This window comes from Granulosicoccus sp. 3-233 (genome assembly GCF_052681095.1).
Genome location: NZ_JBQYLE010000011.1, coordinates 100,194 through 114,395 on the forward strand (window position 1 = coordinate 100,194; position 14,202 = coordinate 114,395).

Sequence of the window (14,202 nt, forward strand, 5' to 3'; positions counted from 1 at the left end):
GCATGGTTGCGTTCATAGTGAAATCTCCCGGCATATCCGTTGCATCAGACCTTCGGCTGACCGATCAGCCTGGCGAGGATGTTGATAATCAGAACCATGAAAACCAGAACCAGAGAAGCTGCCCAGGCGAGCGAAATCTGGTTGTCGAAGGGCATGGCTGAAAAGTTGTAGATCAGGATGGACAGTGAGGCCGTTGGCTCGACGACTTCACTGACGTAATAGTTGCTGAACAGGGCCGTGAACAGCAACGGTGCGGACTCCCCAGCTGCACCGGCGACTGCCAGCATCACGCCAGTGAGTATGCCGGGCAGCCCCGTTGGCAGCACCACTTTCCAGATGACCTGACTACGCGTGCATCCCATGCCGTAAGCGGCATCCTTCATGCGTTGCGGCACTTCCTTCATCGCCTCTTCAGCCGTCAACACCACGGTAGGCAGCATCAACATGCCAAGTGCAACCCCTCCGGCAATGGCAGAGTAACTACCCATCCACAACACGACAGCGGCATAGGCGAAAACGCCTGCCAGTATCGAGGGCAGCCCTGTCAGTACCTTGGCCAGAAAACGTGACACACGGGCTACCCGGGTGTGTGCACCCAGTATCGACAGGTAGATGGCTGCGATGATACCCAGTGGCACGGCGATGGCTGATGCGATTCCCACCATCAGCAGGGTTCCAACGATGGCGTTGCCGAAGCCCCCGCCCTGTTCGAATCCTGCCGGCGGCAAGGCCGTCAAGGCTTCCAGGTCGATGCGTGCGCCACCCTCGACAATCAGCATGTACAGCACCGAAACCAGTGGTACCGCTGCCAGCAACGCAGCCGCCCAGGTCAGTGTCGTGAGCAATCCGCTTTTCAGAGCCCGCGATTCGAACGCCTGGCGTTCCAGTCTTGGAATGGCTCTTGCCGCCGTGACGGCAGCATCATCATCGATCATGCTGGCTACCGGAATCATCGTTTTCCCTCGAATTTTCTGACCGTGTATTGCTGAATCGCCAGTCCACCCACGTTCACCAGGAACGTAATGGCCAGCAATACCAGAGCGGCATACATCAAGGCCTGTACCTCGACGACTCCTGCTTCCGGAAAGCTCGATGCCAGCAGCGATGCCAGAGTGTTGGCCGGCGCGAACAGCGACAGATTGATCTGATTGCTGTTACCGATCAGCATGGCCAGGGCCATGGTCTCGCCCAGGGCGCGTCCGAACCCCAGTACCAGCGCAGCAAGAATGCCCGAGGATGCGGTTGGCAGCATCACCTTGAGTATCGCCTCCCAGCGGGTCGTACCCATGCCATAAGCCGCTTCCTTGACCTTGTAGGGGATACGGCGCAAGGCATCTACCGAAATGGCCGCCACGGTTGGCAGGATCATGATGGCCAGCACCAGTGCAGCCGGCGCCAGACCGGGTCCTGCCAGATCGGTTGAAAACAGCGGAAACCAGCCAAGCCAGGCATGCAGAAACTCGGATATCGGCCGCAGCATCGGAATGACCACGTAGATGCCCCACAGCCCGTACACCACCGAAGGAATGGCCGCCAGCATCTCGACAATCGTGCGAAAAACCGCTGCAAGGCGCGGACTGATGAATTCCTGAGTCAGGAAGATCGCGATGGCAACCCCGAAAGTGCCACCGATGATCAATGCCAGAAAGGAACTGTACAGCGTCCCCCAGATCTCCGGCAATACACCGAACGACTCGCGCGAGACATCCCAGGTGGTGCCGAAGATGAATCCCAAGCCGTGTTGCCGGATGGCAGGAATCGCCTGGGCACCGATCTTGAACAGCAACCAGGCAGTCAGAACGATGATGAAGGCGGCGCAGATCCAGGCGAAGCCTCGGAAAAGAGAGTCGACGGTCAGCTCACGAGAGCTGGGCGGAGCACTGACGCTGCCACTGGTTCTGCTGATGTTGAATTGATGTCGGGCCATGCCGGCTCCTGTCAGATAGGCGAGAATTGCAGGCGCTTCCGAGCGCCTCGGGTATCGTTCGATCAGTTCTCAGACAGCCAGAGGCTGTGCGCCGGATGACGGCGCACAGCCTGCTGTCGAATCGTGAATGTCTACTGAATGAACGTTGCGGCTTCGCGAACACGCTCGACCACGTTCTCGGGCAGAGGGATATAACCCAGTTCGTCAGAACTCTTCTGGCCTTCGGTAATCGCGTATTCAACGAAATCACGGATGACCGCGGCTTTTTCGTCTTCCTGCTCCTGATAGGCCAGCAACCAGGTGAAACTGGCGATCGGATAGGCCTCTTCACCTGCCGGATCATATATCCAGGAAATCAGATCGGGAACCTCGCTCTCGGGCAGAGTCGAGTCACTGAACTCGGCACTGGCCAGAGCCGCTGCACCCGCTTCGGCACCGGCAGAAACGAAATTGCCTGCCGCATTCTCAAGCCTCGCGGTAGTGGCGCCAGTCAGCTTGGCGTAGCCGTATTCGATATAGCCGATGGCGCCCGGAGTCTGCTTGATGGTCGCCGTGATGCCATCGTTCTTGGGTGCCTTGATGAATGATTGAGTCTGTGGCCACTGTGGTGATTTACCCTGACCGATGGCCGAATTGAACGACTCGTTGATTTCACTCAGATGTCCGGTGAATACATGCGTGGTACCGGAGGAATCGGAACGAACGACGACGGTAATCTGTTCATCCGGCAGTTCCACACCCGGGTTGGCGGCCACGATGGCCTCATCGTTCCACTGAGTGATCTCACCCGTGAAGATCTGCGGATAGACATCGCGTGGCAGATTGAGCTCGTCGACGCCGTCCAGATTGTAGGCCAGCACGACCTCCCCGGCAGTCAGTGGCAGAAGAACCACTCCCTTGTCCACCTTGCCCATTTCCTCGGCATTCATGGCTGCGTCACTGGCTGCGAAATCGACCGTACCGTTGACCAGATCCTGAATGCCGGCGCCAGAACCCTTGGCCTGGTAGTCGACACGCACACCGTCGGACGCCTGGCTGAAGTCCTTGAACCACTTGGAGTAGATGGGAAAGGGGAAGCTGGCACCAGAACCGATCAGCTTGGTATCGGCATTGGCCAGCGAACTGCCGATGACGAGAGAAGCGCCGACTGTGGCAATTGCGAACGATCTGAATATTGAGCTGGACATGGAATCCCTGTGCGCCGTGTTGAACATGAATGAAGAACTTGAATTCAGATTCGTAGCGTAGCGGCACAATATGACAGCCGAGTGTCACGGCATGGGAAACAGATCCGGCTCAGCGTTGCCAGATGCGCTTCAGGGCTTCGTAATAGCGGCGACCGGTTTCGCGACTTGCAGCTGCGCCGAAATGAACACAGGAGCTGGAACCGCAGGGATAGGACGGTGGCACGAGATCATCGTTGTTGACCCAGTCCGCGTATGGCAACAAGGCATCAATGCTCCTGTGCACGGCATCCACCTGATGCTTTGTCGATGCCCACAGGGAATAGTCACCCCGATCGTCAGCGCCCCGGGACTGTGTGGCGGCAATGAAGGGTATCGGAGCCTGTGAGCCTCGAGCCGCGTCTCCGCGTATATCCTGTGGAGCCTCGCGACGAATGCGCTCGACCATCAGCTTCAGATTCTCGGCATAGGCATCAGCGCAAGCCTGGTCGTTGGAGTCGGCACCTCCCTGATGCCACAGTACGCCTCTCAGTATGCCACCGGTCTCACGCAGGGTAATACGCAGGCGAGTCAGCGCACGCTCCAGCAATCCTGTTCCCCCCAGAGAAGCATTGTCAGAGCTGCCGGCATTCCAGGCCAGCTCGTTGCCGGCCACGCGGCAGAAGCCACTGGCCCCCCAGGCGGCGGGCACCAGATAGATTCTCTGCGTGGTATCGGCCAGCGCAGCCTTGGCAAACGAGAGCCCCGGGCCGATCGTGGTACCGCCCTTGAACGCCACTACCGGATTGCGCGGATCGTGCAGGGGGTCCTCTGCCTCGATGAAGTGGGGCTCGATCAGCGTGCCGGACTCGTTCTGGAAATCTGCCAGTCCGCTGAAGATCTGCGTGTTGTTGGGCGCCACATTCAGTTGCCAGATGCGCCCGTTGCGTTCATCCAGACCGCCAGCCCAGACCTGTTTGGCACCCGGTTCGCTGGAACCGACCATATTGCTCTGTCCAATCAGCAAGTAGACGTCCGGTGCTGCCACTGGCGTGACATCCAGCACGAGTTCGGCAATGCGCACTTCCTCGCCGCTGCTTGCCACGATGTTGAGCCGGCGCTCCTGTGGCTGGATGGGCCGCATGCCGACCGGTAGATGCAGATTGAGTTCGGCGCTCAGCTGTTCCCCTTGCAGGAACTCGCGATCCAGTTCCAGGACAATATCGGCCATATCACCCGGATTCTGCCCCTGAACCTGTAACTGGATTGCTTCATTGCCCTGTGGCATCGCGTTGATGCGGACTACGGCGCCTACGTCCTTGCCCTCTTCCAGTGTCACCCTGGTCTGCCCCAGGGATAGCTCGAAGTCGTAGACCGGCGGCGGTATGTCGATCTGTGCATTGATCAGAATGTCCGCAGGCAGGCTGAGCAGGCCATTGCCGTCCAACGTGGACACCGTCAGGGTGTACTCACGCCCCGCCTGCAGCGATTCGATAAAGAAACTCCGGGAACTCACCCTACCCAGCTCATTGCCGTCCAGAGTGACCACATATCGCGCGGTGTCGGCATCAACACCCTCCGGCTGTTCCCAGAACAGCTCTGCAGCGGTGTCCGAGTAGCGACTCGAGCGCAGGTTCAATGGCGCCGGCGGCAATGGCTGCGACGAATCATCGTCACTGGGCAGCTCGGGTGTGTTGACGCCCGGTGTTGCGACATCACCGCCCGAAACTGGTGCATCGGGTGCATCGGGTGCATCGGGTGCATCGGGTGCATCGGGTGCATCGGGTGCGTCGGGTGCGTCGGGAGCTGCCGGGCTGTCGCTGTCGCTGTCGCTGTCGCTGTCTACATCATTGTCGTCAGATCCGTCTGACGAGGTATCGGGATCATTACCTTGCTCTGTCGGATCGCCAGCGGCCTCAACCGTAACGCCGGACCCGCCGCCGCAGGCGCTCAGCAGCAGTACCGAAAGGAGCACAGGGAGTAGAGTCTTTATCATGTCGTTGACAGCGCGTGAACACGTGAAGAAGCATCAGACTGGAAGAAGGCATCCCTGTTCGCAGCATCAACATCATCCGCGAGTCCATTCAGCAGTCGCTCAGTCTACCAAAGCGGCCCCTCGGCAGGTGCGCAGGTTTTGGCGGCCACCGTCCCTTGCTGGCATCCACTGCCTGGCGCACTACCTTCCTTGACTGTAGAGGCCCGTAGTGAAACCATCACTGTGTTTCGCAAACCTGCACACCTGACATGCCTTCCAGACCGACCCTGATTCTCGATGTACACTGGCGAAAGATTGACGAATTGTTTTCGGCTGAAGATCTGAACCTGCTGAAGCAACACTTCGAGCTGATCTGGGCTCAGGATGAACCGATTCCATCCGCCGTACTCGATGAAGCCCTGCCCAGAGCTGACGTTCTGGTCGCCGCCTCCCCTCAGGTGGATGCCGACACACTGGCACGGGCAACCAGGCTGCATACCGTGGTCGAAGTGTCAGGAGCCTTTCCGGACACCATCGACTATGCGCTGTGCGCGCAACGCGGCGTTCAGGTACTGAGCTGCGCACCGGGATTTCGCGAATCCGTTGCCGAGATGGCTCTGGCAATGACGCTCGCCGCTGCCCGCGGTCTGGTCACGGAGCACGAGCATTTTCGCACTGGCACCGAACACTGGCTCAATGACAATACTGAAACCGATTTCACCGTTTTCAATGCAACGGTGGGCTTCATCGGCTACGGATCGATCGCTCGCGCAACCCACGACGTCCTGCGACCATTCAATGTGACCGTCAAGGCCTTTGACCCCTGGCTGGATCAAGCCACCGCGCAGCGTGATGGTATCGAACTGGTCGATCTGGAAACTCTCATGAGCAGCTGCCGGGTCGTGTATGTCACCGCTGCCCCGACCCGATCCAATCACCGCATGGTCGACAGACAGGCCATTGCAAGCATGGCAAGAGGCTCGCTGTTCGTGGTCATCAGCCGTGCCCACCTGATCGACTTCGACGCTGTCGTCGATGCCGCTGCCGAGGGACGCATCAAGCTGGCCATCGATGTCTTTCCGGAAGAACCTCTGGCCATATCGCATCCTCTCAGAACCCTGCCTGAAGTCATCCTCTCACCTCATAGAGCTGCTGCCGTGGAAGGCGGGCGTCAACTCATCGGCAGAATGCTGGTCAGTGACTTGCTGAACAAGCTGCAAGGCAAGCCAGACAGACAATTGCAGATTGCGCAGTTGCAACATGTCGAAGAACGATCCAGTGTCGATGACGCCCACAAGGTGGCAGAGATTGCCCGGGAAAGGAACTGACACGACAGTGACCAGAATTGCCGTATTCGACGATTGCCATGAGTCATTGATTGATGCACTTCGCTCCCTGGGCGACATCAGTCGTATCAGCAACCGCTCCAGTCTGCACCCCAGTCTGCACGATGTGCTGATCGTTGACGGGCGCTCGCAAGAGCTGGAACAAGCCACGAGTTCGATGCCGATCACCCGCAATGTGCCGGTGATTCTCATCGTCAATCCGCATCAGAACATCCCCGAGAACCTGACGAGCAGACATGTCACCGACCTGATCACACCGGATGAAATCGGCACCAGGGCTCTCGCCTGGCGACTGGACCAGATCGTCAGGCGCTTTCAGTCCCCTCTGGGGCTCGACACCCCGAAATCTCCTGAAATACAGCTCCTGCACCAGGTTGTCGACCTGCTGAACGACTGGGTAGTCATCAAGGATCACGAACACCGCTACCTGGAAGTCAGTGAATCCTTCGCCCAGACCGTCGGCATGGCAAAGGACAGGATCATCGGCAAGAACGATCTGGAGGTGGGGATAGACCGCGAGGTTGTACTGGGCAATCCGAGGACCGGCTGGAGCGGAACCTGGTTTCAGGATGATCACGCCATTCAGACCGGTGAATCCACAACGAATGAGGAGCTGGACTGGCGGGCGTTTGCCGTCAATCGCCGCTACAAGCGTGTTGCCAGACGGCCATTGCGCAACTCCCAGGGCAATATCTATGCACTGCTGATTGTCACAACCGATATCACGGATCGAGTTCTGGCGGAGCGCAACCTGCAGGCTCGCAACCTGATGCTGCGTCAGGTCACCCAGGAAAAACTCAATGCCGACAAGCATCGACAGATTGCCGAACAGGCCATTCGTGCCAAGAACAAGTTTCTGGTGTCCGCCAGTCACGACCTCAGGCAACCCCTGCATGCACTGGGCCTGTTTCTGGCGGTGCTCGAAGGTCGTCTGCAAGACAGCGACGACAGGGATGTTCTGCAGAAGATCCGTCATTCCAGCGAATCGCTGAACGCGTTGTTCAACAGTCTGCTGGATATCTCTCGACTGGATGCCGGCGTGGTTGAAGTCTCCTTGAAGACATTCTCCATTCGCAGTCTGCTGAACAGCATCCGTGATGAATTCGTTCAGCTAGGCAAGACCAAGTCGATCCCGGTGTCCGTGGAACTCACCGACTCGATCGTGCACACCGATCCGGTACTGTTCGCCCGGATCATCAGAAATCTGCTGCAGAATGCCATCACGCATACCCTCTCCGGCAGCGTGCTTCTGCGCAGCGTGGAAAGAGACGGCAAGTTGCAGATCGATGTGATCGACACCGGCCCCGGCATTCCGCCACAGCATCATGAGGAGATCTTTTCCGAATATTTCCAGCTGGACAATGATCAGCAGAAAACCACGCGAGGACTCGGATTGGGCCTGGCCATTGTCCGGAAAATGGCACAACTTCTGGATATCGATATCACCCTGAAAAGCGCGACCAACGAAGGAAGCACCTTCACGGTGACCGTGCCCCTGGGCAAGTCGACTGATCTGAACAAGTCCAACACGCCTTCACGATTTTTCAGGCTCGCCGGTATGAAAATACTCTTCATTGACGACGAACCGGATATTCGGGAAGGCCAGCAACTGATACTGGAAGCCTTCGACTGTCAGACACTGGCAGCCGAATCCACCGGACAGGCACTGAGTCTGCTGCAGGAACAGGACATGCAACCGGACATTCTGGTTGTGGATTATCAGCTCAAGAACGAACTGACCGGCACTGCTGCCATCAATGCCGTGAGAGCTCATTTCGAACGACGGATTCCGGCGATCATCGTGACCGGCGATACCTCCAAGAAACGACTCCGTGAAGCACAGCAAACCGGCTGTCGTCTGTTGCACAAACCAGTCGACGCCAAGGATCTCGTGAAGACCATTGCCTCGGTGCTGGAAGAGGAACTGGAATCTTCCTGAACGCCCGAGTGCCCGAGTGCCCGAGTGCCCGAGAATCCGGGAATCCGGGAATCCGGGAATCCGAGAATCCGGGAATCCGGGAATCCGAGAATCCGGGAACCCGAAAACTCAAGAACTCAAGAAGAATTCAAAAACCCGAAAGACCCGGATGCCTCTCACCCCCTCGCTCATCAAGCGTCGGGGCGAGTCAAGCCGAAGGAAAGCACATTAAAGACTACCTTCCTTCATCATCCTTGATCGACTTCTCCTGACCGCTCGAATCGCTGTTACCGACCTTGGACGAGCTGTCGGGTGACGAGCCGGACAAGCGGGCCAGTTGCTGCCTGAGTTCCTCATTCTGATGCTGACGATCCTCGAGCGACTGCTTCAAGGCGCTGATTTCACCTGAAGGTTCGGTAGCGCTGCGAGCTGTTTCCAGTGTCCTCTGCTGGGCCTGGACACGGACCTGCAATTCGGCAATGCGATTCCTGGCACTGGCGCGATCTGCACATACCGACTCCAGCTCACTGCGTATGCGTCGCAGCTCCAGCGAGTTCTGCCTCGCATGTTCAGCCTGTTTCTCGACTCGTCTGAGTTCACGGGCCAATTCCTTCTTGCTGATCTGATTCTTGCGCCGAATCACCTCCGTGACACTGGTCGACTCGTCATCGATGTATTGCAACTTCGCAGGCTGCTTCGGAGATTCTTGTTGCTGCTGCAGTTGCGCACGCAATTCGCTCAACTCCTGCTCTTTCCTGCCGGTTTTCTCCTGAGCCTCTGCCAGCTGCTGTTCGAGCAAGGCAATACTTTGCGCGCGTGTCCGATAATGCGCGAGCGCCGCATCACTCCTGGCACAGGCCTGCTTGAGCATTTCCATTTCCCGGCCCTTGTCGAACAGCTTCTTCTTGAGTTTTTCCACCTCTTCCATCGCGTGTCTGTTACGAGCCAGAATACGCTCACGCTGCTGCAGCAAGTCGGTCAGTCTATCGACCTCAGACTGCATGCCTTCGTTGTCCGCCTGCGCAGGTTGCCTGGCAGTTTCTTCGACATCTACCTGCGCCCGCGGCGGCAGACCTGAAGAGCTGGACGCTGTCGGCGCAGGGTTGTCCGAGCCTGCAGAGGTTTCGTTGACAGCGCTCTGCAGTTGCGTCGATTCGATGTCCGGCTTGCCTCTTTCAATGCTTCGCTGGAACCACCGGCCCGACAGTGTTCGATCATCCATGCGTCGTTGTGGATGAGACGGTGTCTTGCCATTGCCCTGGGACTGCGAATGCAACAGGAAACGACTGCGAATCAGCCAGAGAACCACCAGCAAGGCAACGATTGCGATCAGTATGCGTGAATCCATGATTTACCCCGGAATCTGTTGATTGCCCGGCCTGACGGCAACGCCTGCAGACGAGGTCCTGTAGAGAACTCACGACAGCGGCACATTCAGACCGGGACAAGCAGAATTTGCAGAAATTCACGCTACTGCATGAACCGACACGCGACAAGTAACCACGTAACCTGTGAGATGGACTCGATCCATGTCCATCCTGCATTTCCCGCAACTCTGCGTCAAAGGCGCAGATACTCTTCACCCTTGTTTTTCAGTCATTTCCTGCAGTCGAATGCTTTCTGAAACAGCGCTGCAGGCCATGAGCTGCAGCGGATTGCATGAAGGATCCGGAGGGTTATTCGCCAGCGCCACACACAGCAATGAGGTCACTGGTGTAACGGGGTCGTGTCTCACATGGCCTGAGCCAGTCCCACGTCGGGATTCTGCAGGGCGGCAACGATATGCTCGGCGACCACACGGATTCGCCTTGACTCACTCAGATCGGCATGCACGACAAGCCATACCGGTTGCTGTATATCCGGGCTGATCGGCAATTTCTCGAGACAGGCATCGGCTGCCACGAACACCGGCAGCACTGCCAGGCCGATGCCGGCGATGGCGGCCTGCACTTGAGCTGTCAGAGTTGTAGTACGAAGAACCGGCTCCTTACCCTGCATACAGGCATCGAGCCACTGCGCAGCCGGTAGATGAGCACAGGCGTCCGACCAGCCGATGAATCGATCATGCAGCAGCGACAATGTCTCGGCTGATTGCGGGCGTGAGTTCATGTAGGTCTTGCTGCCATACAGGCCATATTCCAGACTGCCGATTCGGCGAATCTTCAGGTTTCCGCGCTCTGGACGCGTCATGCGCACAGCCAGATCGGCATCATGGCCATGCAGATTGACCGTGGAGATATCGCTTGACACCTCGACCGTCAGATCAGGATATCTTGCCAGCAGTGGCGCCAGGGCCGGAATGATGACGATATTGGCCAGCGTTTCGGCGGTTGCCAACCGCACATGCCCTCTGACCTCATCAGCCGGCAAGGCCTGCTTCCGGAAACCGATCATGGCCGACTCCAGCTGTTCGGCCCGATGCAGCAGATCCTCGCCTTCGCTGGTCAGCCGATAGCCGGACTGATGACGCAGGAACAATGTACTTCCCAGCGCCCTTTCCAGTCTTTCGATCCGCCTGGACACTGTCGCCACGCCAACGCCCAGCACTTGCGCCGCGGCGCTGAGTGTTCCCTGCCTGGCAATGGCGAGAAACACGGGCGCATCATCCCAATGCAGCCTGCAGCCGCTGGTGTTTTCCATTAATGAAATACGACTTTCTGTTTACAAGGGTCGTACTATCGCAATCGGAAAGCCATACTGCAAGCCTTCAAGTACTTGAGGACGCAGACATGCAACGACGTCAACTTGGCAATCTCGATGTATCCGCCATCGGCCTGGGGTGCATGGGCATGAGCGAATTCTATGGCCCCCACGACGATGCGGAGTCCATGCAGGTACTGCATCGGGCCGTAGAGCTGGGCATCAGCTTTCTGGACACCGCGGACATCTATGGCCCGCATCATAACGAAGAGCTGATCGGCCGCTTCCTGAAGCAATGCTCGGAACCGCTGGAAATTGCCACAAAGTTCGGCATTGTCAGGAAGCCGGGCGAATACGCACGCACCATCGACAACAGCCCCGAATACGCGCGGGCCTCCTGCGAGGCCTCTCTCGGCAGACTCGGCATCGATTGCATCGACCTTTATCATGTTCATCGAGTGAATGCGCAGCAGCCCATCGAAGAGCTGATGCAGGCACTGGCCGACCTGGTGAAGGCAGGAAAGATTCGGCATATCGGACTTTGCGAAGTGAGCGCCGACACGCTGCGACGAGCCCATGCCGTACACCCCGTCACAGCGGTACAGACCGAATATTCACTGTGGACGCGTGACGTGGAAGAACAGATCCTGCCCACCTGCCGTGAACTGAATATCGGCTTCGTCCCCTATTCACCTCTGGGGCGAGGGTTCCTCACGGGTAGCTTCACGGCATCCACCCGTTTTGAAGAAGGCGATTTCAGGGCGATGCTGCCACGTTTCAACGAGCAGAATGCCAATCACAACCGAATTCTGGTGGAACGTGTGCAAGCCATGGCGACGAGGCTCGGTTGCACGGCGGCTCAGGTATCACTGGCCTGGCTGCTGGCCAAGGGCGACAACATCGTTCCCATTCCGGGGACGCGTCGTCTGCACTATCTGGAACAGAATGCAGCCGCCATCGATGTAGCGCTCAGCGCTACCGATCTGAGCGATCTGGAAAGCGCGATTGCCGATCTGGAAGTGGCCGGTGAACGCTACACGGCTGAAGGCATGAAGGGCCTGAATGCCTGAATGCCTGAATGCCTGAATGCCTGAATGCCTGAATGCCTGAACGCCTGAACGCCTGAATGCCTGAACGCCTGAACGCCTGAACGCCTGAACGCCTGAACGCCTGAACGCCTGAACGCCTGAACGGCGAAGTGAATCCAGCTTGTCGCAGCCTGATAACAACGCGTTAGAGTGGCTCCGTACTCGCTGTCTCTTCAAGCTGCTGCAGTGCCTGTTTCAGCAACTGCAATTCGGCGCTGAGCTGATGAACCGAGTCCATCATCAGGCTGGCTGCCATTTTCAGGCGCTCTTCGGGGTTGCGGTTCTGCACGGCCAGCTCGAAGGAGTCCAGTGTTTGGCGCCCGTTCCGGGCGTTCTCCGGCGTCTGCCGCATGAGTTCGATCATGAGTGTCGCCTGCCGTCGCGCTTCGAACTCCTCGGGGTTCTCCACATAGAGACCGGCCCAGTCATCGAAATCGAAATCGTCAGTTGAATTCTGTTGCATCGGGTTGCCCCCCGGCATGACGAGTCTGTCAGAGCCCCATTCTGCATATTGTCATCATGAACAATGTGCTCTGGCCCACAGTAGCGGCTCCCCATTCAGCCAGCTGTCCTGCCAGCCCCTGTTTTCGTGAGCCAACAGACTGGATGAACCCGTTCCTGCAAAGTGTTTCTCACGTTCTGCCAGGCTGCACAGCATATCCGGATTTCATGCTGCAGCCCTTCCCGGCCAACCGGGCAGCCTGCATGCGAGCCGGAACAGGCGTCGGAGACGATCGCCACAAGCGGTAGGAGGCCTCCACCATTGACTGCCCGAATTCATCATCCGGCCCGGTTTGAGGCTATGCTCTGACTCCGACCCGCTTGCCAGCCACCCTGTGTTTCGCCAGCCATCACATCACCATGCTCCGGCCAGCACATTCACCACCCGTACAGGATCCTCCAGCATGTCCATCCCCTTTACTCCGTTGGTACAAGCCCTGCCCGCCAGTGTTCCCTTCACCGGACCCGAAACGCTTGAACGTCGGCTGGGCGCACCCTTCAGAGCCCGCCTGGGTGCCAACGAAAGTGCCTTCGGCCTGTCGGAACTGGCCATTCAGGCAATGCATGATCAGATCGGCATCTCGGGATGCAGCTGGTATGGGGACCCCGAAAATCACCAGCTGCGCTCACGCCTGAGCCGAATACACGGTATCGGCATGGAGAATATTTGCGTAGACGCCGGTATCGATGCTCTGCTGGGTCTGACGGTACGCATGCTGATACAACCTGGCGATGCCGTCGTGACGTCATTGGGTGCCTATCCCACCTTCAATTACCATGTCAATGGTTTTGGCGGACAGCTGCATACCGTACCTTATGCCGATCACCATGAGGATCCGGAAGCCTTGCTCGAGAGCGCCGCCCGGCACAAGGCGCGGCTGGTCTATCTGTCGAACCCGGACAACCCCATGGGCACCAGCCTTTCGGCCGACACCGTACAGTCCATGATCGAGCGACTGCCGGCAGGCTGCATCTTGCTGCTCGATGAAGCCTATGCCGAATTCATGACGGACCAGCATCCGGCGCCACTGAATATGGATAATCCGCAGGTTCTGCGTTTTCGCACATTCTCCAAGGCATATGGCATGGCGGGCATGCGCATCGGCTATGTGATGGGACATGTCGATGTCATTTCCGGATTCAACCGGATTCGCAATCATTTTGCCGTCAACCGTCTGGCCCAGATTGCCGCCGATGCATCACTGCAGGACGACGAGATGCTGCCCCGCGTCAGTCAGCTGGTGAGCGACGGGCGACAACGCATCTACGATCTGGCCGAGAAGCTGCAGTTGCCCTGCCTGCCTTCCTCAACCAATTTCGTTGCCGTGGATCTGGGCTCGGCAGAGCTGGCCAATCACCTGCTTCAGCGACTCGAACAGGCCGGCGTCTTCCTGCGCAAGCCCATGGTGCCTCCGCACGATCGCTTTCTGCGCGTGGGGGTTGGCACCAGCGATGAACATGATCTGTTTGTCCGGGAATTCCAGACTGGCCTCGAACAGAGTGTTCGATAAGCATGTGTTGAGGAGAACGTATTGAACGCCGGGAGGCGCAATCATGGACAGTCACCGTAGAAGCTGGAATCCGGCACCCGGCACCCGGCACCCGGCACCTGGCACCTGGCACCTGGCACCTGGTAGCCGGTAG

General features: G+C 58.1%; 11 protein-coding genes. 4 read left to right on the plus strand and 7 right to left on the minus strand.

The features are described from left to right. Nucleotides 1–44: 44 nt before the first annotated feature. The 4 genes from pstA to ACUNV4_RS23930 form a co-directional block, all read right to left on the minus strand. Nucleotides 45–953 carry a phosphate ABC transporter permease PstA gene (gene pstA, locus ACUNV4_RS23915; protein ID WP_430881159.1) on the minus strand — a complete coding sequence of 303 codons (909 nt, stop codon included), beginning with the start codon at nt 951–953 and terminating at the stop codon, nt 45–47. Continuing rightward, nucleotides 950–1,927, minus strand: coding sequence for a phosphate ABC transporter permease subunit PstC (gene pstC, locus ACUNV4_RS23920; RefSeq protein ID WP_430881160.1), 978 nt, complete (start codon nt 1,925–1,927; stop codon nt 950–952). The genes pstA and pstC overlap by 4 nt, the downstream gene beginning before the upstream one ends. A 131-nt stretch (nt 1,928–2,058) precedes the next feature. Beyond that, nucleotides 2,059–3,114, minus strand: a complete 1,056-nt coding sequence (gene pstS / locus ACUNV4_RS23925) for a phosphate ABC transporter substrate-binding protein PstS (RefSeq protein ID WP_430881161.1) — start codon at nt 3,112–3,114, stop codon at nt 2,059–2,061. Between the two features lie 109 nt (nt 3,115–3,223). After that, nucleotides 3,224–5,086 carry a sialate O-acetylesterase gene (locus ACUNV4_RS23930; protein WP_430881162.1) on the minus strand — a complete coding sequence of 621 codons (1,863 nt, stop codon included), beginning with the start codon at nt 5,084–5,086 and terminating at the stop codon, nt 3,224–3,226. A 248-nt stretch (nt 5,087–5,334) separates the two neighbouring features. Here ACUNV4_RS23930 and ACUNV4_RS23935 point away from each other — a divergent pair, with 248 nt between their 5' ends. Both ACUNV4_RS23935 and ACUNV4_RS23940 read left to right on the plus strand, forming a co-directional pair. Next, entirely contained in the window at nt 5,335–6,393 is a 1,059-nt protein-coding gene (locus ACUNV4_RS23935; RefSeq protein WP_430881163.1) for an NAD(P)-dependent oxidoreductase, read from the plus strand. A 7-nt stretch (nt 6,394–6,400) separates the two neighbouring features. Continuing rightward, a complete protein-coding gene (locus ACUNV4_RS23940) occupies nt 6,401–8,350 on the plus strand; it encodes a PAS domain-containing hybrid sensor histidine kinase/response regulator (protein ID WP_430881164.1) in 1,950 nt (649 codons plus the stop codon). A gap of 214 nt (nt 8,351–8,564) precedes the next feature. Here the strand turns inward: ACUNV4_RS23940 and ACUNV4_RS23945 are convergent, their stop codons facing one another. Beyond that, entirely contained in the window at nt 8,565–9,677 is a 1,113-nt protein-coding gene (locus ACUNV4_RS23945; protein WP_430881165.1) for a hypothetical protein, read from the minus strand. Between the two features lie 383 nt (nt 9,678–10,060). Further along, nucleotides 10,061–10,969: a LysR family transcriptional regulator gene (locus ACUNV4_RS23950; RefSeq protein WP_430881166.1), complete on the minus strand. Its 909-nt coding sequence runs from the start codon at nt 10,967–10,969 to the stop codon at nt 10,061–10,063. An 89-nt stretch (nt 10,970–11,058) separates the two neighbouring features. Here ACUNV4_RS23950 and ACUNV4_RS23955 point away from each other — a divergent pair, with 89 nt between their 5' ends. Beyond that, the gene (locus ACUNV4_RS23955; RefSeq protein ID WP_430881167.1) at nt 11,059–12,039 is read left to right on the plus strand and encodes an aldo/keto reductase; all 981 of its coding nucleotides are present in this window, start codon (nt 11,059–11,061) and stop codon (nt 12,037–12,039) included. Between the two features lie 163 nt (nt 12,040–12,202). Here ACUNV4_RS23955 and ACUNV4_RS23960 read toward each other — a convergent pair whose 3' ends face one another. Further along, the gene (locus tag ACUNV4_RS23960) at nt 12,203–12,520 is read right to left on the minus strand and encodes a DUF3135 domain-containing protein (RefSeq protein WP_430881168.1); all 318 of its coding nucleotides are present in this window, start codon (nt 12,518–12,520) and stop codon (nt 12,203–12,205) included. Between the two features lie 442 nt (nt 12,521–12,962). On the opposite strand from ACUNV4_RS23960, the gene ACUNV4_RS23965 reads away from it, so the two are divergent. Beyond that, nucleotides 12,963–14,069 (plus strand): aminotransferase class I/II-fold pyridoxal phosphate-dependent enzyme, encoded by a 1,107-nt coding sequence (locus ACUNV4_RS23965; protein WP_430881169.1) that lies wholly within the window; start codon nt 12,963–12,965, stop codon nt 14,067–14,069. The last annotated feature ends 133 nt before the right edge of the window (nt 14,070–14,202 follow it).